20 protein-coding genes and 1 pseudogene are annotated in these 19,834 nt (G+C 71.6%); 13 read left to right on the plus strand and 8 right to left on the minus strand.

The annotated features are described in order from the left end of the window. The first annotated feature begins 28 nt into the window (after positions 1-28). Positions 29-736, plus strand: a complete 708-nt coding sequence (locus tag AC069X_RS12795) for a class I SAM-dependent methyltransferase (RefSeq protein ID WP_478727918.1) — start codon at positions 29-31, stop codon at positions 734-736. A 123-nt stretch (positions 737-859) separates the two neighbouring features. Here AC069X_RS12795 and AC069X_RS12800 read toward each other — a convergent pair whose 3' ends face one another. Continuing rightward, on the minus strand, positions 860-1,069 hold the full coding sequence (locus AC069X_RS12800; protein ID WP_125594516.1) for a hypothetical protein: 210 nt from the start codon (positions 1,067-1,069) through the stop codon (positions 860-862). 104 nt (positions 1,070-1,173) lie between these two features. Between AC069X_RS12800 and AC069X_RS12805 the strand changes: the two genes are divergently transcribed. From AC069X_RS12805 to AC069X_RS12825, 5 genes are all read left to right on the plus strand, one after another. Further along, positions 1,174-2,388: a bifunctional adenosylcobinamide kinase/adenosylcobinamide-phosphate guanylyltransferase gene (locus tag AC069X_RS12805; RefSeq protein ID WP_478727920.1), complete on the plus strand. Its 1,215-nt coding sequence runs from the start codon at positions 1,174-1,176 to the stop codon at positions 2,386-2,388. Between the two features lie 55 nt (positions 2,389-2,443). Further along, a complete protein-coding gene (gene cobT / locus AC069X_RS12810; protein ID WP_478727922.1) occupies positions 2,444-3,511 on the plus strand; it encodes a nicotinate-nucleotide--dimethylbenzimidazole phosphoribosyltransferase in 1,068 nt (355 codons plus the stop codon). Between the two features lie 82 nt (positions 3,512-3,593). After that, complete coding sequence (locus tag AC069X_RS12815; RefSeq protein ID WP_478727924.1) at positions 3,594-5,477, plus strand: phosphatidylglycerol lysyltransferase domain-containing protein; 1,884 nt, start codon at positions 3,594-3,596, stop codon at positions 5,475-5,477. After that, positions 5,474-6,274: a hypothetical protein gene (locus tag AC069X_RS12820; RefSeq protein ID WP_478727926.1), complete on the plus strand. Its 801-nt coding sequence runs from the start codon at positions 5,474-5,476 to the stop codon at positions 6,272-6,274. Before AC069X_RS12815 ends, AC069X_RS12820 begins: the two co-directional genes overlap by 4 nt. A 64-nt stretch (positions 6,275-6,338) precedes the next feature. Then, positions 6,339-7,514 carry a sensor histidine kinase gene (locus tag AC069X_RS12825; RefSeq protein WP_478728187.1) on the plus strand — a complete coding sequence of 392 codons (1,176 nt, stop codon included), beginning with the start codon at positions 6,339-6,341 and terminating at the stop codon, positions 7,512-7,514. 470 nt (positions 7,515-7,984) lie between these two features. Here AC069X_RS12825 and AC069X_RS12830 read toward each other — a convergent pair whose 3' ends face one another. Then, on the minus strand, positions 7,985-8,242 hold the full coding sequence (locus tag AC069X_RS12830) for a hypothetical protein (protein ID WP_478727928.1): 258 nt from the start codon (positions 8,240-8,242) through the stop codon (positions 7,985-7,987). Next, the gene (locus AC069X_RS12835; protein ID WP_478727930.1) at positions 8,235-8,405 is read right to left on the minus strand and encodes a hypothetical protein; all 171 of its coding nucleotides are present in this window, start codon (positions 8,403-8,405) and stop codon (positions 8,235-8,237) included. Before AC069X_RS12835 ends, AC069X_RS12830 begins: the two co-directional genes overlap by 8 nt. Before the next feature lie 336 nt (positions 8,406-8,741). Between AC069X_RS12835 and AC069X_RS12840 the strand changes: the two genes are divergently transcribed. The 7 genes and pseudogenes from AC069X_RS12840 (at position 8,742) to AC069X_RS12870 (ending at position 12,102) form a co-directional block, all read left to right on the plus strand. After that, positions 8,742-9,350, plus strand: a complete 609-nt coding sequence (locus AC069X_RS12840; RefSeq protein ID WP_478727932.1) for an XRE family transcriptional regulator — start codon at positions 8,742-8,744, stop codon at positions 9,348-9,350. Positions 9,351-9,536: 186 nt separating this feature from the next. Further along, positions 9,537-9,689, plus strand: coding sequence for a hypothetical protein (locus tag AC069X_RS12845; RefSeq protein WP_478727934.1), 153 nt, complete (start codon positions 9,537-9,539; stop codon positions 9,687-9,689). Beyond that, complete coding sequence (locus AC069X_RS12850) at positions 9,676-10,185, plus strand: DUF6879 family protein (RefSeq protein ID WP_478727935.1); 510 nt, start codon at positions 9,676-9,678, stop codon at positions 10,183-10,185. The genes AC069X_RS12845 and AC069X_RS12850 overlap by 14 nt, the downstream gene beginning before the upstream one ends. A gap of 23 nt (positions 10,186-10,208) precedes the next feature. Next, positions 10,209-11,015: a helix-turn-helix domain-containing protein gene (locus tag AC069X_RS12855; protein WP_478728189.1), complete on the plus strand. Its 807-nt coding sequence runs from the start codon at positions 10,209-10,211 to the stop codon at positions 11,013-11,015. A 142-nt stretch (positions 11,016-11,157) separates the two neighbouring features. Continuing rightward, positions 11,158-11,298, plus strand: a complete 141-nt coding sequence (locus AC069X_RS12860; protein WP_478727937.1) for a hypothetical protein — start codon at positions 11,158-11,160, stop codon at positions 11,296-11,298. A gap of 26 nt (positions 11,299-11,324) precedes the next feature. Beyond that, positions 11,325-11,545: pseudogene (locus tag AC069X_RS12865) on the plus strand (DUF397 domain-containing protein). Between the two features lie 80 nt (positions 11,546-11,625). Next, positions 11,626-12,102 carry a hypothetical protein gene (locus AC069X_RS12870; RefSeq protein WP_478727939.1) on the plus strand — a complete coding sequence of 159 codons (477 nt, stop codon included), beginning with the start codon at positions 11,626-11,628 and terminating at the stop codon, positions 12,100-12,102. Positions 12,103-12,680: 578 nt separating this feature from the next. On the opposite strand, the gene AC069X_RS12875 is transcribed toward AC069X_RS12870, so the two are convergent. The 5 genes from AC069X_RS12875 to AC069X_RS12895 all read right to left on the minus strand — a co-directional run bounded on the left by AC069X_RS12875 (position 12,681) and on the right by AC069X_RS12895 (position 19,500). Further along, positions 12,681-13,511, minus strand: a complete 831-nt coding sequence (locus tag AC069X_RS12875) for an endo alpha-1,4 polygalactosaminidase (protein WP_478727941.1) — start codon at positions 13,509-13,511, stop codon at positions 12,681-12,683. Then, on the minus strand, positions 13,508-14,161 hold the full coding sequence (locus tag AC069X_RS12880) for a spherulation-specific family 4 protein (protein ID WP_478727943.1): 654 nt from the start codon (positions 14,159-14,161) through the stop codon (positions 13,508-13,510). Before AC069X_RS12880 ends, AC069X_RS12875 begins: the two co-directional genes overlap by 4 nt. Positions 14,162-14,199: 38 nt before the next feature. After that, positions 14,200-15,783, minus strand: a complete 1,584-nt coding sequence (locus tag AC069X_RS12885; protein WP_478727945.1) for a hypothetical protein — start codon at positions 15,781-15,783, stop codon at positions 14,200-14,202. Next, on the minus strand, positions 15,780-17,324 hold the full coding sequence (pelF, locus tag AC069X_RS12890; protein WP_478727947.1) for a GT4 family glycosyltransferase PelF: 1,545 nt from the start codon (positions 17,322-17,324) through the stop codon (positions 15,780-15,782). The genes AC069X_RS12885 and pelF overlap by 4 nt, the downstream gene beginning before the upstream one ends. Positions 17,325-17,469: 145 nt before the next feature. After that, on the minus strand, positions 17,470-19,500 hold the full coding sequence (locus AC069X_RS12895) for a hypothetical protein (RefSeq protein ID WP_478727949.1): 2,031 nt from the start codon (positions 19,498-19,500) through the stop codon (positions 17,470-17,472). Positions 19,501-19,834: the final 334 nt, after the last annotated feature.

A 19,834-nucleotide genomic window follows, 5' to 3' on the forward strand; every position in this document is an offset into this window, starting at 1 on the left:
ACTGCGCAACGCCGTCCGCCAGGAACTCGTGGGCCGTCAGGTCGAGGAACAGATCACGCACCGCTTCCCGGTCGGGCAGCGGCTGCGGGTCCTCGACGTCGGCATGGGCCAGGGCACCCAGGCGCTGCGCCTGGCCCGGGCGGGACACCGCGTCACCGGCCTGGAGCAGGACGCCGCCATGCTGGCGGTCGCGCACGCGGCGCTGGCCGCCGAACCCGCCGGCATCCGTGACCGGGTCGAGCTGGTGGAGGGCGACGGCCGCGAGACGGGCGCGCACTTCGGACCGGGCAGCTTCGACGTCGTGCTGTGCCACGGCGTGCTGATGTACGTGTCGGAACCCGACGCGATGCTCGCCGGGCTGGCCCGCATGCTGGCCCCCGGCGGGCTGCTGTCCCTGCTGGTCCGCAACGGCGACGCGCTCGCGCTGCGGCCCGGGCTGGCGGGCGACTGGGCGGGGGCGCTGGACGCCTTCGACACCGTCGACTACACGAACCGGCTCGGCCTGGACGTGCGCGCCGACCGGCTGGCCGACCTGACGGCGACGCTGTCGGGGATCGGCGCGCCGCTGCACACCTGGTACGGGGTCCGCGTCTTCACCGACGGCACGGAGGCCGCGGCGGAGCTCCCGCCGGACGAGGAGCTGGAGCGGCTGCTGGCCGCCGAGGAGCGGGCCGGGCGCACCGACCCCTACCGGGGGGTCGCGGCGCTGCTGCACCTGTGCGGGGTGCGCGGGTAGCACCGACCGGACGTGCGGACCCCGGGGGGACTCCCCCGGGGTTCCGGCGTTTCCCGAGCGCCGACCGGGCGGGGCGTCGTGCCGGAGCCCGCACCCCGCCCGGCCGAGGGCAGGGGCCGGGGCTCAGGCCTCCGTGGCCGCCCTCAGGCTCATCGGGTAGATCTGCGTCCCGTCCTCGAACAGGGTCACCTTCTCGGCCCCGCCGTCCAGGAGCTCCTTCCAGACCTCGCCGATCCAGGACTCGGCGTCCCCCTGCGTGGTGAACTCCTCCGGCTCCACCGCCGGGGCCACCTCGCTGCCGTCGGCCGCCTCGAACCGCCACGTCCACGCCATGTCCGCCTCCGTTGCTCGTCCGCGATCTCACGCTTCTCGTCATGAAGTGTGCCCGCAGAGTAGCCGGGCGCGCACCACTCCCGGCGACGCGGGAGGATCTCTGTGTGGAACTCACTCTGCTCGGCACCGGTACGCCCGAAGGACTGCCCCGCCCCGGCTGTCCCTGCTCCGCCTGCGCGGTCTCCGTGGGCACCCTGGCCCGCGGCGCGACCTCCGTCCTCGTCGACGGGGCGCTGCTGCTCGACCTGACCCCCGGGGCGGTGCTGGCCGGTGCCCGTGCGGGGCATTCGCTGGCCGGCGTACGGCAGGTGCTGCTGACGCACCCGCACGACGGGCCGGCCGTAGAGCTGCCGCCCGGGCTGCCGGCCGCCGGGCGGGTGCCGGACGGGCGGGAGCTCGCGGTGATCAGCGGGCACCGGGTGCGGGCGGTGCCGATGGACGCGCCCGGTACCGGGTACGAGGTCACCGGCCCCGATGGCGGCCGGCTGCTGTACCTCCCGCCCCAGGGGGCCCCGGCCGGCAGCGCAAACGGCGAGCCGCAGCGCCCGTACGACGTGGTACTGGCCGACGTGCTCGGCCGGCCGGAGGCGCTGGCCCGGCTCCGCGCGAGCGGCGCCGTGGGCCCCGCCACCGACGTCATCGCCGTCCACCTGGACCACGACACCCCACCGGGGCCCGAGCTGGAGCGCCGCTGCGCCGCGGCCGGGGCGCGGGCCGTGCCCGACGGCACCACGGTGGTGGCCGGCGACTACCGGGCGGTACCGGACGTGCCGCGCCGCACCCTGGTGCTGGGCGGGGCCCGCTCCGGCAAGTCCTTCGAGGCGGAACGCCGCCTCGCCGGCTTCCCCGGGGTGGTGTACGTCGCCACCGGCGGCACCCGCGACGGCGACGCGGAATGGGCCCAGCGGGTCGGCCTCCACCGGGAGCGGCGCCCGGCCACCTGGCGGACGGCGGAGACCTGCGAACTGGTGCCGCTGCTGGAGGCGGCCGGACCGCCCCTGCTGATCGACTGCCTCGCGCTGTGGCTCACCGACGCCATGGACCGGGCCGGGGCCTGGGACGACGCGGTATGGGCCGGGGAGGGCCGCAAGCAGCTGCGCGCGCGGGTCGACGAGCTCGTGGCGGCGGTCCGCGCCACCCGCCGCACGGTGGTGCTGGTCAGCAACGAGGTCGGGGCCGGAGTGGTCCCGGCGACCGCGTCGGGACGGCGGTTCCGCGACGAGCTGGGCCGCCTCAACAACGCGGTGGCGGGCGAGTGCGAGCACGTACTCCTGGTGGTCGCGGGGCAGGCGCTCGTGCTCAGGGGACAGCCCGGCTGAAACGGAGCCGGCGCACCCCCTGAGGGAGGGTCTGGACGGCTGTAATCTCTGGCAGATGACCACGCTGAATCTCGACGACTTCTCCGATCTGATCGAACGTCCCGACGGGGGCGTCCGGCGTGACGCCGAAGAGCGTCGTGAACGGCTGGCCGTGCCGCCCGGCGCCCTGGGCCGGCTCGACGAGCTCGCCGAGTGGCTGGCCGCCGCGCAGGGCCGGGTTCCGGTCCGGCCGATCGAGCGGCCGCGCGTCGTCCTGTTCGCCGCCGACCACGGGATCGCCGCGCAGGGCGTCTCCGCCCGGCCCGCGGGCAGCGCCCACGAGCTGGTGCGCGCCGTCCTCGACGGGACCAGCCCGGTGTCCGTGCTGGCCGGCCGCTTCGGCGCCGGGGTGCGCGTCGTCGACGCGGGCCTGGACTGCGACCCCGCCCTGCTGCCCGAGGACGTGGTACGGCACCGCGTACGGCGCGGCAGCGGCCGGATCGACGTCGAGGACGCGCTGACCGCCGAGGAGGCCGAGGACTCGCTGCGGCTCGGGATCCAGATCGCCGACGAGGAGGCCGACTCCGGTACGGACCTCGTCGTCCTCGGCGACCTGAGCGTCGGCGGCACCACCGTGGCCGCCACGCTGGTGGCCGCGCTCTGCGGGACCGACGCCTCCGTGGTCACCGGCCGCGGCGGGCAGCCCATCGACGACCTGGCCTGGATGCGCAAGTGCGCCGCCATCCGCGACTCCCTGCGCCGGGCCCGCCCGGTACTCGGCGACCAGCTGGCGCTGCTCGCGGCGGTCGGCGGCGCGGACGTCGCCGCGATCACCGGCTTCCTGCTCCAGAGCGCGGTGCGCCGTACGCCCGTCATCCTCGACGGGGTCGTCTCGGCGGCCTGCGGGCTGGTGGCCCAGCGGGCCGCCTTCCGCGCCCCCGACTGGTGGCTGGCCGGGCAGTCCAGCGGGGAACCGGGCCAGGCGAAGGCCCTGGACCGGATGGCACTCAACCCCGTGCTCGACCACGGCGTCACAGTAGGAGAAGGAACCGGAGCCCTGCTGGCGCTCCCCCTGGTCCAGGCGGCCGCCGCGCTCGCGGCGGACCTCCCGGAGAGGGCAGCCGCGAAGCAGCCGACGGACTGAGACACCGGGCACTACGGGCCTGACCAGTCCGCGGTGCTCGCACTGCGCTGCGGACCGGTGACGCCCCATATCATCGCTTTTCATGGGAGAGGTCCGCTTGACCAGCGTAGAAACCGACCGGAGCCCCGACCAGGCTTCCGGCAAGGGGTCCAACCACAAGAAGGGACAGGGAGGGGAGACCGCCGCGAAGCCGGAGAGCCCCCGGGGCACTCCGAGGTCGCGGCGGAGCGCCGCCTTCGCGGTCTGGTACCTGCGGGCCGTCACCTTCATCAACTTCCTCAGCGCGGTGTGGCTTTCGCTCGGGCAGGACCTGCGCCGGCACAACACCGCCGACTTCTACACCCCGTACCTGCTGACGGCCGGCTTCGCCTCCGGCCTGTTCTCACTGCTGCTCGCCGTCACCATGGGCCGCCGCAAGCGGGCCGCCTGGATCCTGAACCTGGTGGTCAGCGGCATGCTGCTGCTGGCCTTCGCGGTCGCCGCCTTCGCGCCCTGCACGGGCGGCGAACTGAGCATGTGCTACCCCGAGTTCCGCCAGCACGCGCAGAACTGGGTGTCCCTCGCCCTCACCGCGGCGTTCGTCGTCGCCCTGCTGCTGGGCCGCCACGAGTTCTACGCCAAGGGCGACCGCTCCAACCCGAAACTCGCCACCGCCGTGGCCGCCGTCGGCCTGCTGCTCACCTCGCTGATCGCCGCCCTGCTCGTCGGCGCCACCAACACCGACGCCGACCGCGCCGACGCCACGTTCCTGGCGCGCTGGCGGTACGGCGTCATGCGGCTGATCACGCTGGCGCCCGACGACGAGGCGTACCGCGCGATCACCACACCCGCCTGGGTCGACGTGGCCGTCAACATGATGTCGATGCTGCTGCTGCTCGCCGTGCTGTTCGCGGCGTTCCGCTCGCGGCGCGCCGTCGACCCGATCACCCCCGAGGACGAGGAGCGGCTGCGGGCGCTGCTCGCCAAGCAGGGCGACCGCGACTCCCTCGGCTACTTCGCGCTGCGCCGCGAGAAGTCCGTCATCTGGTCCCCGACCGGCAAGGCCGCCGTCACCTACCGCGTCGTCGGCGGGGTCTCGCTGGCCTCCGGCGACCCCATCGGCGACCCCGAGGCCTGGCCGGGCGCGATCGAGCCGTGGCTGGCCGAGGCCCGCGAGCACGGCTGGGTGCCGGCCGTGATGGGCGCGAGCGAGGAAGCCGGGCAGATCTACGCCCGGCACGGCCTGGACGCCCTGGAGCTCGGCGACGAGGCCATCGTCGAGACCGACGATTTCACGCTGGAGGGCCGCGCCATGCGCACCGTCCGGCAGGCCTACAACCGGGTCAAGCGGGCCGGCTACACCGTCCGCATCCGCCGCCACGCCGACATCCCGGCCGACGAGATGACCGTCCTGCTGGAGCGGGCCGACGACTGGCGCGACGGCGCGACCGAACGCGGGTTCTCCATGGCGCTGGGCCGGCTGGGCGACCCGGACGACGGCCAGTGCGTGATGCTGGAGTGCACCGACGGCAACGGCGACCTGCGCGCCGTCCTGTCCTTCGTGCCGTGGGGCCCCAAGGGCCTGTCCCTGGACCTGATGCGCCGCGACCGGGACTCCGAGAACGGCCTGATGGAGTTCATGGTCATCGAGCTGCTGGAACGCTCGAAGGAAATCGGCGTCACGCAGGTCTCGCTCAACTTCGCGATGTTCCGTTCCGTCTTCGAGCGGGGGTCCAAGCTCGGAGCGGGGCCGGTGCTGCGCATGTGGCGCTCGCTGCTGAGCTTCTTCTCCCGCTGGTGGCAGATCGAGTCCCTCTACCGGGCCAACGCCAAATACCGCCCGATCTGGGAGCCGCGGTTCATGCTCTTCGAGAAGAGTTCGGACCTGCTGCGGATCGGTATCGCGGCGGGTCGGGCCGAAGGCTTCCTGGAAGCCCCCGGCCTGCCCAAGTGGCTGCACCGCAAGCACCTGGAGACGATTCGTTGACGTCGTGGAAGACGGAGGTCCGGCAGTTCGCCCGCCGTGAGTGGGGGCCCCTGCTGCGGACCGTGCGGGACGCGCTCGTCCGCGACACGTGGCGGGCCGTCCCGATGACCCTCGGGGCGGTCGCCCTGACCTCCGTCTTCCAGATCGTGCAGAACACCTCCTGGGGGTTCCAGCCCGTCCAGAACCTCGGGTCCGTCAAGGCCGTCGACCCCCTGTGGCTCGCACTGCTGCGGACCCCGCTGTCCCTGTTCGTACCCGCCCTCGACCTGCCCGTGTGGGGGGCGCTCGCGCAGATCCTGCTGGTCTTCGGGATCGCCGAGATCTGCATCGGCTGGTGGCGCACCCTGCTCGTCGGCTACGTGGCCACCATCGCCGGGACCACCTACGCCCGCATCGGGCTCTCCCTGGGCCCCGACCACCCCTTCGGACTGCCGGTGTCCGACCGGATCGTCAACGACACCGGGCCGTCGGCGGCCGTGGTGGGCCTCGCCATCTACGTGTGCTGGCGCTACCGGGCGTACCTCACCGGGGCCCTGGTCATCCTCGCGATGACCGGGGAGGTGCTGGTCAAGAACAACCTCGCCGGCAAGGAGCACCTGGCGGCCATCGCCACCGTCATGGCGGTGTGCGTCGTACGCGCCGCATGGGGGCCGGCCCGCTCCCGGGCTCCGCTCACCCCCCGGCCACCCGCGCCACCGTCGCCGCCCGCGCCGCCCGCGCCACCGTCGCCGCCCGCGCCGCCGTCGCCGCCGTCGCCACCTGCGCCACCTGCGCCGCCGGGCTCGGCGCGGCTCTAGGGGCAGCCCGTACCGTATCCGGGTGACGACAGACCTCGGGCCCTTCGCCCCCACCCGGCAGTGGATGCGGACGCATCCGCTCGCCACCGACGCCGTACTCGCGTTCGGGGCGCTGGTCTCCATGGTCGTCGGCTCCTTCGCCGACCCGCACGGACCGCACGGCCCCACCTTCGGCACCCGTACGCCCGAGCCGTTCTCCCTGCTGCTGATGCTGCTCGGCGCGGCCGCCCTCGTCCTGCGGCGGCGCCGGCCCCGGACCGTGCTCGCCGTCACCTGCGGGCTGTCGCTGCTGGAGCTGACCACCGGGGAGCCGCGGGCACCCGTCGCCATGAGCGCGGTGATCGCCCTGTACACGGTCGCCGCGGTCACCGACCGGCCCACCACCTGGCGGATCGGGCTGCTGACCATGGCCGGGCTCACCGGGGTGGCGATGCTGGCCGGGCCGATGCCCTGGTACGCGCAGGAGAACCTCGGGATCTTCGCCTGGACCGGCATGGCCGCCGCCGCCGGCGACGCGGTGCGCAGCCGGCGGGCCTTCGTCGACGCGATCCGGGAGCGGGCCGAACGCGCCGAACGGACCCGCGAGGAGGAGGCCCGGCGGCGGGTCGCCGAGGAACGGCTGCGGATCGCCCGGGACCTGCACGATGTGGTGGCCCACCACATCGCCCTGGTCAACGTCCAGGCGGGGGTGGCCGCGCACGTCATGGACAAACGGCCCGACCAGGCGAAGGAAGCCCTCGCCCACGTACGGGACGCCAGCCGCTCGGCACTGAACGAGCTGCGCGCCACCGTCGGGCTGCTGCGCCAGTCCGGAGACCCGGAGGCGCCGACGGAACCCGCGCCGGGGCTGGCCCTGCTCGACGAACTGCTGGACACCTTCCGCCACGCGGGCCTGCCGGTGTCGGCGACCGTCCAGCTGGGGGCCGGTACCGAACCGCTGCCGGCCGCCGCGGACCTCGCGGCGTACCGGGTGATCCAGGAGGCGCTGACCAACGTCCGCAAGCACGCCGGCCCGGGCGCGCAGGCCGAGGTCAGCGTGGTGCGCGTCGGGGCCTCGGTGGAGGTGACCGTACTGGACGACGGAGGCGACTCGGCGGACTCGGCCCCGGCCCAGACCGACCCGGGCGGCGGCCACGGCCTGCTCGGCATGCGCGAACGCACCGCCGCCCTGGGCGGCTCCTGCTACGCGGGCCCCCGCTACGGGGGCGGGTACAGGGTGCACGCGATCCTGCCGGTGTGAGGGGTGGGGGCTGCTGCTCACGGTTCGGGCCGGCTATCTCCCCCTTGAGGGGGCGGGGCGGGGCGGTGGTTGCCCACCCGCCTCCCCGGGTGCGGGGCGGGGGTGCGGGGGCGGTGGCCCCTTGGGCGGGGTCGGGGAGGGGCTGGGGGTTTCCCGTCAGTCCCATCGTCGTTCCGTGTCGTGCCGGCCTGTCAAGGGCGCTCCTTCGTCGCGTCACTGCGTGATCGCCTTCGGCGACCCTTGACAGGCCGTCCCGCCCCGGAAAGCCGAAAGACTGCCGGGAAACCCCCAAAAGAACGGTCACGGGGCAGAAGAGGGAGGGACGGGTCCCTCAGGGATGGGCGAGGGGCCGGGGGCCGGCCCTCCGGGCATCCGGGCCCCAGATCCCCGCCGCCAGGGCCGAGGGGCCCGGCTACCTGCAGGGAAGGTTGATCAGAGCGACCTGCGGCCCACCCAGGCGCGGCAGATCGCTACGCGCTCCTCGAATCTCGGCGTCCGGCGGCCGTCTGGGGCTGGTCATAGGCGGGTTCGACGTTCTCGACGGCGGTGGTGAACTCACGGCCCGAGGCGCCACGGATGTAGGCCAGTTCCATCCAGCGCTCGTAGGCGACGGAGTCGGAGACGTTCTCGTTGATCACGGCCATCAGCACGCCCTCGACGCCGGAGGCGATGTCGCGGACCCGCTGGTGGAGGAGGCGGTTGGGGACGTACTCGTACTGGTCACTCATCGGATACCTCGTCGAAGGTGTCGAGGAAGCGCTCCCAGCCGACAAGAGCACGGTCGAGAAGTTCCTGGCTGGGCTCGGTCACGGCCTCCGGCTGTGACCAGGCGGCGTCTTGCACGACGGCCGGCTCTTCCAGTGAGGTGATCCGGTCAGGTGGGGACAGCACGCCCCCATCTCTGACCGCTCGTGTCCATCAGACCCTCCTGCAGTCGGTTGCTGACGGACTCAGCCTGCTTCCCACGTATGGACGTATCTGGCCTTATCCAAGGACGGTTGGGTCGTTCCGCGCCATGTTCCGGAGAACGCCCAAATGTCCCGTGGAGGACTCTTGAACACGGCCTTGAGTTCAGTTATGGCCGGCGCTGACGTGAGAGCGCATCAGCTGGCCGATCGGGTGGGGGTATCCGGGAAAACCGTCAGTCGCTGGTTAGCGGATCCCGCTCTGGTGCCGCATGCTCGAAACCGTGCAGATGTGGCTCGGGTGTTGGGAGTTGAAGAGCGCATGATCTGGCCGGAAGCAGTGACCAGCCGCGTGAAAGTCGGACAGGACAAGGAGCTGGTCCACTCCTACCCTTATCGCTCCGCATGCCCTTCCACGACGTGGGCGAAGCTCATCGCTGAGACGACCAGCGAGATGCTGCTGTCCGGGTACACGAACTACTTCTTCTGGACCATGATCCCCGACTTCGCCGGGATCATCCGGAAGAAGATCGAGAGCGGATGCCGGGTCCGCTTCCTCGTGGGAGACCCAAACGGCGAAACCACTCGACAGCGCGAGGCGATCGAGGACGCGGCACTGACCGTCTCCACTCGCATCCGCACGACCCTCGAACAACTGGACCGGCTGGGATCCCTGGATGGCCTGGAAGTCCGCGTCAGCGCCCCGGAAGACGCCACGAACCACGTCGGCCTCAGCGTGTTTCTCTTTGATGCCAACGCCCTCGTCACGCCGCACCTCGCTCGCGTCATCGGACACGACTCACCCATGTTCCACCTGCGCCGACAGAGCAAGGAGGGCATGTTCGAACGCTTCGCCGGCCATGCCGAGGAGTTGTGGGAGCGAGGCACGCCGCACGCGTTCGGCCAGCCCAAGACGGCCGTCGGCCGCTGAAACATGAATAGCAATCTGCCTCGCATGGAGAGCGCGTCTTTCCTGTTCTGGAAAGGGTCAGTGCTTGACCCCACCGCAACCGGCTGGAGAGCATCGAACACGACAGGCGTACGCCGACATGTGGGGGCGAAGATGCTGCGAAAGCTGTCCGGTGATCCTGAGTGCAGGAACGGAACGTGCCCGACGTTGTGGGCCACTGAGGACGCTGCGGACTATGTGGTCCAGGGCTACGTGATCACCGACCCCGAGCGGCTCGCGCAACTCGACCTGCCTGAGGGCGAGACGGCTGTCATGGTCCCGGCTGCGGTGCTGGAGGAGTACTTCCGTGCTCAGCGGTGAGGAGTTCGGCAGGCTCTTCGAGATCTTCGAGCAGACCGCCTTCCGCCTGGAGACGCTCAGCGTCTACGACGTGGAGGAGGAGCGCGAGGAGTTCGAATGCTTTCAGGCCGGCGGGGACATGGGTCCTGAATGGAACGACAACCCGTGGGTGCGGTCGATGACCGACAAAGGCAAGCAGGTCTCGCGGGTCCATGTGCTGAGGTCGCCGCTAAGCGACTACCTACGGTACGAACTGGCCGCGTATCCCGGCAACATCACGGCTGGTGAGCGCATCGGCGTCATCGACCTGAGCGAACAGACAGTGCCCGGCCTGCCCGATCACGATTTCTGGTTGTTCGACGACCAGTCGGTATACCGGATGCACTACACGTCCGAAGGCGCCTTCATCGGAGCGGAGCTGCTCCCCCCGCACAGGCTGGGCGAGTACCAGGACTACCGGGACCGCGCTCTGGCCGAAGCAGTGCCGTTCGTGGAGTACTGGGAGCGGCACCGCTGACCGCCGATTCGATCGGGAAAGCCCTGCGGGAGCTGCGCGACGCATCCGGACTCACGGGTGACTCGGTGGCCCGCAGGGCTTCCATGTCTGCGGGGAAGCTGTCAAAGATCGAAACCGGCAAGGTGCGTCCGACAGTTCAGGACGTGGATCTCATCCTCACCGCCATAGGCGTGAGTCAGGGAGTCAAGGAAGAGTTCCTGGCGACAGCCCGCGCTGAAGCGACCGAGGCCACCGCATGGCGCCTGCTGCGTCGCATGGGCCCGTGGAAGCACCAGAGGACCATTCGAGCGATTGAAGCCGGCACCGCCACGCTCAGGCTCTTCCAGGGCCAGCTCATCCCCGGCCTCCTCCAGACACCCGAGTACGCCTCTGCCGTCTTCTCTCTGCCACCGGCCCTGCCGGAGGAGACCAGGGCCAAGACCGTGGCGGCCCGCCTCGAAAGGCAATCCGCCCTGTACGAGCCAGGCCGGTCGTTCCACTTCCTGATCTGCGAGCACGTGCTCCGGTGGCGCATCAGCGAGCCCGTGATCATGGCACTCCAAATGGACAGGCTCGTCTCCGTGTCCCGCCTCCCCAATGTCTCCCTGGGCGTTGTGCCGTCCGGCCGTCGAATGCCCGACTTCCCGATGACCTGCTTCAGCCTCCACGACGACCGGCTCGTCATCGTGGAGACCTTCCACTCCGAGGTCACGACCCGCGACCCGAAGGACGTACAGCTCTACCTCGATACGTTCGAACGGTTCGCCTCCGTGGCGGTCTACGACGATGGCATGAGAACCCTGGTCGAAGGCGTCCGCGACGGGTTCTTGCCCCAACGGGAAAGGTCCTAGAGCGAGCCGCTCAACCGGTGAAACATCGTCGGTGCCGACACCCGAGGGAGGAATCCCAGTGAGCAGCCCCCGCACCACGATGGACCCGCCGGTTCAACTGTCCCTCCCAGGTACACCCCCTGGACCTGCACCCGGTTGTGGCGTGTGCGCTGCACTCGCGAAGCAACGCACGGCGGCGCACGGCGACGGGGACCTGTCCGCCGTCTCGGACTGCAACGTCGAATTGGCCGCGCACCCCGAGAAGCACTCCTACGCCTTGGGCCTGCCGGAGTACTCCCCATGAGACCCATCCGAATGAAGGAGGACCAGATGACCGACCTCTACAGCATCGACATCAACGGCGCCCGGTTCAGCAGGGCGTGTGGAGGCAACACGCACCCGGACGGCGAGGCGTGCGTGACCCTCGCGAAGATCGGCCCGGACGCATGGGCCATGGGCGACAGCAAGCGCCCGCCGAGCCGCTGCGCTTCACCACGGCCGAACTCGACGCGGCGGGCATCGACCCCCTCCGGTTCGACCTCTCCGCCTGATCCATACCACCACCTGAACTGACGGCCCCGCCCTCACACCGACGGGCGGGGCCGTCGTCATCTCTCGGAACGGAGCAGCGGTGCACCACCACGGTTACGCCTGGATCGGGGAAAAGTCGACGTTCGACAGGGAGAGCATCCGCAGACCACCCGGTCAGACCCCAGCAGCGACGAGCGGGCAAGAGGTACACGACCGGTACCGCGAAGCCGTGGCAGCGTTCCCGACTGTCGACGTGCCCCCGATCCAGACAGTCCACTGGCTGATGAAGCCGCCCTCACTGATCAGAGGGACATGGCAGGAGCCCAAGGAAGCCGGCCAGTGGCTGGGGCTTCAGCTCGCCGAGTTCGCACCTCGCTTCAGCTCTTCTCAAGATCGGGAAGTCACCAGGCTGGATCTCCTGGTGAGGAGTGCCATCGAACGGCTGGCGTGGGGCGGAGACGTATCCCTCGGCCACTATCTGACGGGCACCGTCTTCCACTCCGTCGCCCTTGTCACATGCTCGCCGAACCGCACTGCCCCCAACCTGCCCTGCCCCGTGAGGGCAAAGCGTGAGTGAAACCCCGGTGCACACCCCTCTGGCACGCGCCCATCCGCTGCCCACAGCGCCCTGATCAACCTCTGGTGCAGGTATCAGCCCAAGGCGGGCTGCGGACGCCAAGAAAAGAGGAGCGCGTAGCGATCTGCTGCGCCTGGGCGCTCCGCAGGGGGCTCTGATCGTCCTTCCGTGCAGGTAGAGGCCCTGTGGTCCCGGATCTGGGCTGTTGAGGGCCCGGATGCCCGGCGGGCCGGCCCCCGGCCCCTCGCCTCATCGCTGACGGACCCGTCCCTCCCTCTTCTGCCCCGTGACCGTTCTTTGGGGGGTTTCCCGGCAGTCTTTCGGCTTTCCGGGGCGGGACGGCCTGTCAAGGGTCGCCGAAGGCGATCACGAAGTGACGCGACCGAAGGGCGCCCTTGACAGGCCGGCACGACACGGAACGACGATGGGACTGACGGGAAACCCCCAGCACCTCCCCGAGACGGCCCAGGGGCCACCGCCCCCACCCCACCCACCCGCACCCGGGGGCGGGTGGGCACACACCGACCCGCCCCCCGGGGGTCGAGGGGGAGATAGTGGGCCGAGGTGTGGGACCGGCCTCAGCACGCCCTGCGCCACGGGCCCAGTTCCAGTTTCTTCTCCAGCGAGCTGAGGTTCAGGCGGCGGGACTGTTTGCAGAAGCGGGACGTCGGGAGTTCGTATTCCGCGTGGAAGACGGCCTTGCCCGCTTCGATGAAGGGGGTCAGTTCCTCGCACTCGTCGTACTGGGCGCACTGCTCGTTGACGGCGAAGTCGTAGTCGCCGACCAGCTGCGGGATCTGGTCGAGGTCGTTCTTGAGGCCGACTGCCAGGCCCCGGTCGTGGGCGAGCTTCGCGATGAAGCGGTTGAACTTCAGCTGGTCCTCGGCGGTGACGGGGAAGCCGGAGTCGTTGCGGTAGGCGTCCATGTTGTCGGGCTCCACCGCGTCGAAGCCCTTGTCGCGGCACATGTCGAAGCGCTTGGCCATCAGCGGTTCCAGGTCGGCGGTGCGGCGGATGTCGATCCAGCGTTCGCCCTTCCAGCCGTTGCCCTTGCCGAGCATCGAGTCCGGGAAGTCGTCCTTGTCCGGGCGGAAGTCCTCCCAGGCGCCGGTGGAGATGTAGCAGATGGTGCGGCGGCCTTCGGCCTTCAGGGCCGCGACTTCCTCCTTCGTCGTGTTGAACCCGTCGACGTCGTACACCGGTACGTCCACCGAGGTGTCGAGCTTGCCGCTGAGCTGCCACTGCCAGGGCGTGCCGGGGCGGGGCTGCCAGCGCTCGCCCGGTTTTTGGGCGGGCCAGGTCGGGCCGGGGCCGGGGCCCTCGTCGTCGTCCGGTCCGGCGGTGCAGGCCGTGAGCAGCAGCAGTGCGGCGGCGCCGCTCGCGGCCAGGACGGTGGTGAAACGCTTCATCCGGCGGCCTCCAGTGCGTACGGGAGGGTGCCCCACGGGTGCGCCCCGGTACCGGGGACCGCGCAGTGCACCCCCGCGTGGCGCTTGGCCGCGAGTTCGGCGGCGGGCGCGTCCGGCGGTACGGCGTACACGAGGTGGCAGAACCGCAGGGCGGGGTGGTCGGCGGTCCACGGCGGCGGGGTGGCGGCCTCGTCGCGGTAGGCGTCCCAGGGGCCCTCGAAGGTGACGAGCAGGTCGGCGAGCCCGGTGTACCCGGGGTGCGGGTGGACACCGTGGTTCAGGACGAGGGTACGGGCCCCCGCCGCCCGGGCGGCGACGGCCAGCCGCCCGTAGTGCGGCAGGAGTTCGGGGCCGGCTGCGGCCTGGTCGAGGAAGGCGCCGTCGGCCCCGTACCAGTCGCGGTGGCGCAGCAGGTCCTGGACGACGGCGGCGTGCGGGCGCCTCCCGTAGTCGGTGTCGGTGTAGCCGAGTACGGGCACGCCGGCGTCCCGCAGCCGGGCGGCGACGGCGGCGAACCGTTCGTCGGGGGCCCGGCCGGGGCCGCTGTCGGGGTTGAGCACCACCGAGTGCAGCTGTCCGGCGGAGCGGATGAGCCGCTCCCACTCCTCGGGCCGGTCGGCGGGGTGCTCGTAGAGCGGCACCAGCAGCATGGGGTCCTTCGTCTTCTCTCACGGGCGGTCGAGGAGGCTCAGCGGTGTGCCGTGGCCCGGCCGAGGAGCAGGCAGACCAGTACGGTCAGGGCGGCCGCGGCCGCGCCGGCGACGGCCGGCTGGACCAGGCGGGGCTGTCCGATCCCGGCGAGCAGGGCCAGGCTCTGGGCGAAGGCGGCCCCGGAGCAGACCACGGCGGCGGGCCGGACGGCGCCGAAGGACTGGAGCAGCAGGCCGGTCCACATGACGGTGCCGAGCAGGAGCAGGGTGGCGACGCGGAGTCCGGTCAGGCCGGGGGCGTGCGGCCACAGCAGGGTTCCGGTGACGCCCAGCGCGAGCAGTACCAGCAGGTACGCGGCGAGGCACCGGGCCAGGGTGACGAGCATCCGGCGCCGGAACGCGCCGGGTGAGCGGGCCGCCCGCAGCCCGGCGAGGCTGCCGCTGCGGAAGCGGTGGAGGAGCCAGGCGGCGGGGCCCATGCTGAGGGTGAGGGCCACCGCGGAGGGTGCGGCGACCGCCTCGGCGGGGCCGCCGCTGAGCACCTCCCCCAGCGCGGCGTACAGCACCAGCAGGCCGGTGCCGAGGCCGAACACCCCGTAGGGCACCGAGTCGCCGATGCGGGGTCCGCGCCGGGCGTGGTCCTCCTCGGCGCCGCGCAGCATCCGCCAGCGCACGGGGCCGCCTTCGCCCGGGCGGCGTTCGGCCCACCGGTGGATCCTGCCGACCCCGGCCCGTACCCCGGCGGCCAGCGGCAGCTCCCGCAGGGCGAGGGTGCACGCGGCGAGCAGGGACACGGTGAGCAGGGTGATGCGTACCGGTACGGGGAGGTCGGTGAAGAGCGCGAGCACCGCGCCGGCGGCCATGGGGCCGAGTGCCGCGAGCAGGACCCGTTCGCGGCCCAGGACCAGCAGGACGGTGGCGGCGCCGACGTACACGGCCTGGCCCGCGGCGAAGGCGTACGAGAAGGGCGGCCCGCCGGGTACGGCGAAGGCGGCGGCGGTGCCGAGCAGGGCTCCTGCGGGGGCTCCGACGAGGAGGGTCCGACCGGCGGCGGCGCGGTCGCCGAGGCCGAGCCAGGAGTAGGCGCGGTGGGACAGGCTCTGGTCCCAGACCCAGCCGATGAGGGCTCCGGCGAGGAGGGTCAGGGTGCCGGCGGGCAGTCCGAGCCGGTCGGGCGGGCCTTCCAGCAGGGGTGCGCCCAGGACGTAGGCGAGGCCGGGGAGGGCGAAGATCAGCCCGCGGAGCAGGCAGGCGGTGAGGGAGACCTTCCAGGGGTCGGGGAGCCGGTCGGGCTCGGGGAAGGAGCGGGGGACGCGGGCGTAGAGCTCTTCGGCGAGGGCGAAGGAGTCGGGGCGCCCGTAGGTGAGGCGGATGTGTTCGTCGGTCATCCCGTCGGATTCGAGGATGGCGGCGATCTCGTCGGGGTGGACGGCGGCGGCGACGAACCCGTCGAGGCGTTCGGCGAGTTCGTCCATGGGGTCGGCGGCCGGGGCCCCGGGCCCGCCGGGGCGGGGCCGGGGCAGGTCGGGCAGGGTGTCGGTGCGGCCGGCGGGGGCCGGCCGGCCGACGTGGACCCAGGTTCCTTCGGGGCCGGGGGGCTTGAGCCAGAGGGATCCGCTCACCACAGGCTCCCGTCGGCCGCGAGTTCCTTGTGCCAGGGGTCCTTGTGCCAGGGGTGGGCGAGCGGGCGGGTCCAGTCGTCGCCGGGGCGCAGGGTCGGTGCGGCTCGGCCGGCGCGGGTCTGGTCGGCGAGTTCGCGGTAGATGTGGCGGAAGCCGTCGACGGACTGGTGGAGGGTGAACTTCTCGACGACGCGTTTGCGTGACATCCGGCCGAGTTCGGCGCGGCGTTCGTCGTCGCGGAGGAGGGCGAGGGTGGCGCGGGCCATGGTTTCGGGCTCGCGGGGCGGGACGACGAGGCCGGTGTCGCCGACGGCTTCGCGGACGCCGCCGACGTCGGTGGAGACGGTGGTGCGGCCGCAGGACATGGCTTCGATGATGCTGAAGGGGAAGCCTTCGCTGATGCTGGAGAGCATGACGACGGAGCCGGCCGCGTAGGCCTTGGCGACCTGGTCGATGCGGCCCTCGTACGTGATGCCGTCGGTGACGCCGAGTTCGGCGGCGAGTTTCTCCAGGCGGAGTTTGTAGTCCTCGCAGCCGGCCGGGACGGGGCCGAAGAGGCGCAGGCGCAGGGCGGGCAGTTCCTCGCGCATGAACGCGTAGGCGCGGATCAGGGTTTCGAGGTCCTTGATCGGGTCGATGCGGCCGCACCAGCTGAGGGTGGGCACGTCCGGTTCGGGGCCGGCTTCGGGGAAGGCGTGCGGGTCGACGCCGTTGTAGACGGTGCGGATCCGTTCGGAGTCGGCGCCTCCGCGTTCTTCCCAGCGCCGGTTGTACTGGTTGCACGGGGTGATGAGGTCGGCCTGCCGGTAGCCCTCGGTGTTCAGCTCGCGGTAGAAGCCCAGCATGAGGGCCTTGACGGGCCAGCGCTGGGCGGCGGTGCGGTAGCCGAGGTAGCGCTCGCGGAGGTAGATGCCGTGCTCGGTGAGGAGGAAGGGCACTCCGTCGAGGCGTTTGGCGGCGAGGGCGGGGAGGGTGGCGAGGCCGCTGCTGACGGCGTGGGCGACGGAGTCGGGCGGGATCCGGACCGAGAGCGGGCGCAGGGCGTGTTCCAGCAGGTCGGTGGCGGTGAGCGCGTCGTGGATGGTGGGTTCGGCCGCGGCGGTGACGAGGCCGGGGCGGGTCCATGCGGCCATCAGCAGGCGCAGTACCGATTCGGAGCGCAGGGCCGGGGCGAGGCGGCCGGCCCGGGCGAGGCGGGCGAGTTCGCCCAGGGCCTCGGAGAAGCCGCCGTGCCCGGGGTCCATGAGGGAGAGCAGGAAGGCTTCGTAGGTTTCGGTGAAGCGGCGGCGGGCCTTGCCCCGCAGGGCGGACCGGCGGGTGCGGGCGGGCGGCGGGCCCCAGAGCGGGACGGAGGTGTGCCGGTAGACGTTGCGCGGCAGCTCCCAGGTGACCGGCTCGCGTCCGGAGCCGGTCAGGGCTATGACGTTGAAGTCGACCTCCGGCATGCCGCGTACCAGTTGGTCGCACCAGGTGCTGACGCCCCCGTGGACGTGCGGATAGGTGCCTTCGGTGAGCATGGTGACGTGACGCCCATGGCTCATGCGGTGTGTCCCCCCAGGACGGAAAAGGGGCCGGCGCCCGTGGTGCGTTCGCGGAGCGCCGGCTCTGGGTGTTGCGCGTGCTGCCGGCCGTACGGGCAGTACGGGCAGGACGGGTCGTGCGGTGGTGCGGTGGTGCGGGCCGGGGTCAGCTCGGCAGCCGGAGCGTGACCGCGGTCTGGAGCAGGTCGGGAGAGGTCCAGGCGGACCGGGTTCCGGCGTAGGCGGTGCCGAAGTCGGTGGTGCCGAGGAGCATCTGCTTCTTGGTGCCGTTGGGCGCGGTGACCGGGGCGACCACACCGGCGGGGGCCTTGACGACGACGTCCTTGCCGATCTTGTAGGCGGTCACCTTGCCGGCGGCGATCGCCTTGTCCCAGGCCGAGCGGCGCTGGAGCTCGACGCCGGTCTCCTTCATGCTCTGGTTGACGATCGGGGTGCTGGGCGCGTAGAGCGCGCGGTAGGTGTCGAGGACCTGGTTGAGCACCGGGTACAGGGTGCGGTCCTCGGCGAGGTTGGACTGGTGGACGTAGTGCGGGCGCGGGTCGTTGGCGAGCACGTGGCGCAGGGCGGTGCGGGCTTCGGCGGGGACGATGTAGTCCAGGTAGCCGGTGTTGACGTCGAGCGGGGCGGGCAGGCAGGTGGAGGTGGCGGGGTTGTCCTCGCAGATTCCGCTGCCGCCGTCGGCCCGGCTGGTGTAGATCCAGTTGTACTCGTCGGCCATCTCCGCGTTGGTGCCCGTGTTGTAGTACACGTTCATCGGGTGGCGGGGGACGGTCAGGGCGGCCCCGACGGCGCGCTGGTCGGGTTCGCGGGAGTTGTCGCTGCCGGCCCACTTGACCCCGTTGTCGGCGAGGGCGCCGGCCAGGTTGGGGTTGTCCTGGGGCTGCTGCGGGAGGGTCTTGAGGCCGGAGTGCTCGCCGGTGACGAGTTCGGAGCGGTCGAGGGTGATGCCCTTGGACGCGGCCCAGTTGTTGTTGTCGCGGATCTGCGCGGAGATCTCGGCGCGGCTCATGTAGGTGGTCGCGCCCTGGGCGTTCTTCGTGCAGGTCCAGGGGCTGGCGCTGGTGTCCTGGACGCAGCCGAGGAAGGGGTGGGTGTAGGTGTGGTTCATCCAGCGGTACTTGGCCCGGTCGGCGACGAGCTGGGCGGTCAGCGCGTCGGTGCCGCCGTTCTCGGCCTTCCACTCCTCGCCGGCGCCCCCGTTGAAGAGCATGTCCAGCTTGAAGTTCTTGGACGTCTGCCACTGCGCCGCGTACACGGCGTCGGCGGCGCTCATCCGGATGCTGCTCTCCTTGCCCTCGCCGCCCGCGCAGGCGTAGTCGCCGGGCGTGCAGTTGAGCTCCTTGTTCCAGCGGGCGTCGGGGGCGAAGACGTCGTCGACGTGGACCGCGAAGTAGTTGCGCTCCTGGCCGAGGTGGACGCCCTGGGTGAGCCATTCGACGATGCCGCGGGCGAGCAGCCGGAACTGCTGCTGGTACTGGTTGTAGCCGAAGGTGACCACGAGTTCGCTGCGGCCGTCGTGGGTGTACTCGCCGACGAGCGAGGCGCGTCCGCCGGCGACGGGGGCGTCCACGTAGCTGGTGTAGCCGGCGCGCGGCTTGCCCATGAACCCGTAGCTCTCCGGAACCAGGGCGGAGTTGTCCTCGAAGGTGACCTGACCGCCGAGGTAGCCGAAGGGGCCCGTCTTGCCGGCGTCGGTGACGGCGGCCCGGGTGCCGTCGAGCTCTCCGCTGTAGCCCCCGTTGTCCGTGTACTCGAGCCCGACCCCCGGGTGGGCCCAGGTGTACGCGTCGACCTGGCGGATCCCGTACGCCGTCTCGTACGCGGTGAGCGCCGCCATCTCGGCGGAGCCCTCGCCGAAGGGGTTCTCGTTGGGCAGGACGACGCCCTGGTACTTGGCCCGGGGCCGGCCGTCGACGGTGTCGGCGAGGAACGCCGCGTTGATGACGGGGCGGCCCGCACTGGCCAGGTCGATCCGGGTGTAGGGGACCCCGGTGTCCTTGAGCTGGGCGGTGATCGCCCCGACCGAGCTGCCGCCGTCGTCGACGACGAGCACCTTCAGGTCGATGCGGGGCGTCACGGTCGCCGCGTGTGCGGTCGCGGCGGGTACTGCCACGGACATCAGGGCTGCCGCCGCCATCGCCGCGGCGGCCCTGTTCATCCGGTTCTTGTTGACCATTTCGGCCTTCCCCCCGCAGGCACCCCTCGACGTCGGCCCGTGGCGGACGGCCGGGCCGGGGAGGCACTGTGGAAATCATGCAAAAGGACCCCACGTCCTCTTGCGAGAGTGACTCGAGTCTCTCGGACCTCGTCAGGTCTAAAGGGCAAACCTGGAGCAGAGTCCACAGATGGGTGAACCTGGTGGCGCATTGATCGAACAACTTGACAAACCTTGGAGTGACGTACGGACGAGTACGTGCGCGTAGGCTCATTTCCGGCGGCCGCCGGGCCCGAATACGATCGCTGCGGAGCGGCCGGTGACCCCGACGCGACCAAGCGCCCACTAACACAAA

The organism is Streptomyces sp. NPDC043896, from assembly GCF_056435605.1.

Bases quoted from the DNA above. Each gene is read 5' to 3' on its own strand.
- AC069X_RS12800 (WP_125594516.1), bottom strand. From the start codon at position 1,069: ATGGCGTGGACGTGGCGGTTCGAGGCGGCCGACGGCAGCGAGGTGGCC.
- cobT (WP_478727922.1), top strand. From the start codon at position 2,444: ATGACCACGCTGAATCTCGACGACTTCTCCGATCTGATCGAACGTCCC.
- AC069X_RS12815 (WP_478727924.1), top strand. From the start codon at position 3,594: ATGGGAGAGGTCCGCTTGACCAGCGTAGAAACCGACCGGAGCCCCGAC.
- AC069X_RS12825 (WP_478728187.1), top strand. From the start codon at position 6,339: ATGCGGACGCATCCGCTCGCCACCGACGCCGTACTCGCGTTCGGGGCG.
- AC069X_RS12830 (WP_478727928.1), bottom strand. From the start codon at position 8,242: ATGAGTGACCAGTACGAGTACGTCCCCAACCGCCTCCTCCACCAGCGG.
- AC069X_RS12840 (WP_478727932.1), top strand. From the start codon at position 8,742: ATGATCTGGCCGGAAGCAGTGACCAGCCGCGTGAAAGTCGGACAGGAC.
- AC069X_RS12875 (WP_478727941.1), bottom strand. From the start codon at position 13,511: ATGAAGCGTTTCACCACCGTCCTGGCCGCGAGCGGCGCCGCCGCACTG.
- AC069X_RS12880 (WP_478727943.1), bottom strand. From the start codon at position 14,161: ATGCTGCTGGTGCCGCTCTACGAGCACCCCGCCGACCGGCCCGAGGAG.
- pelF (WP_478727947.1), bottom strand. From the start codon at position 17,324: ATGAGCCATGGGCGTCACGTCACCATGCTCACCGAAGGCACCTATCCG.
- AC069X_RS12895 (WP_478727949.1), bottom strand. From the start codon at position 19,500: ATGGTCAACAAGAACCGGATGAACAGGGCCGCCGCGGCGATGGCGGCG.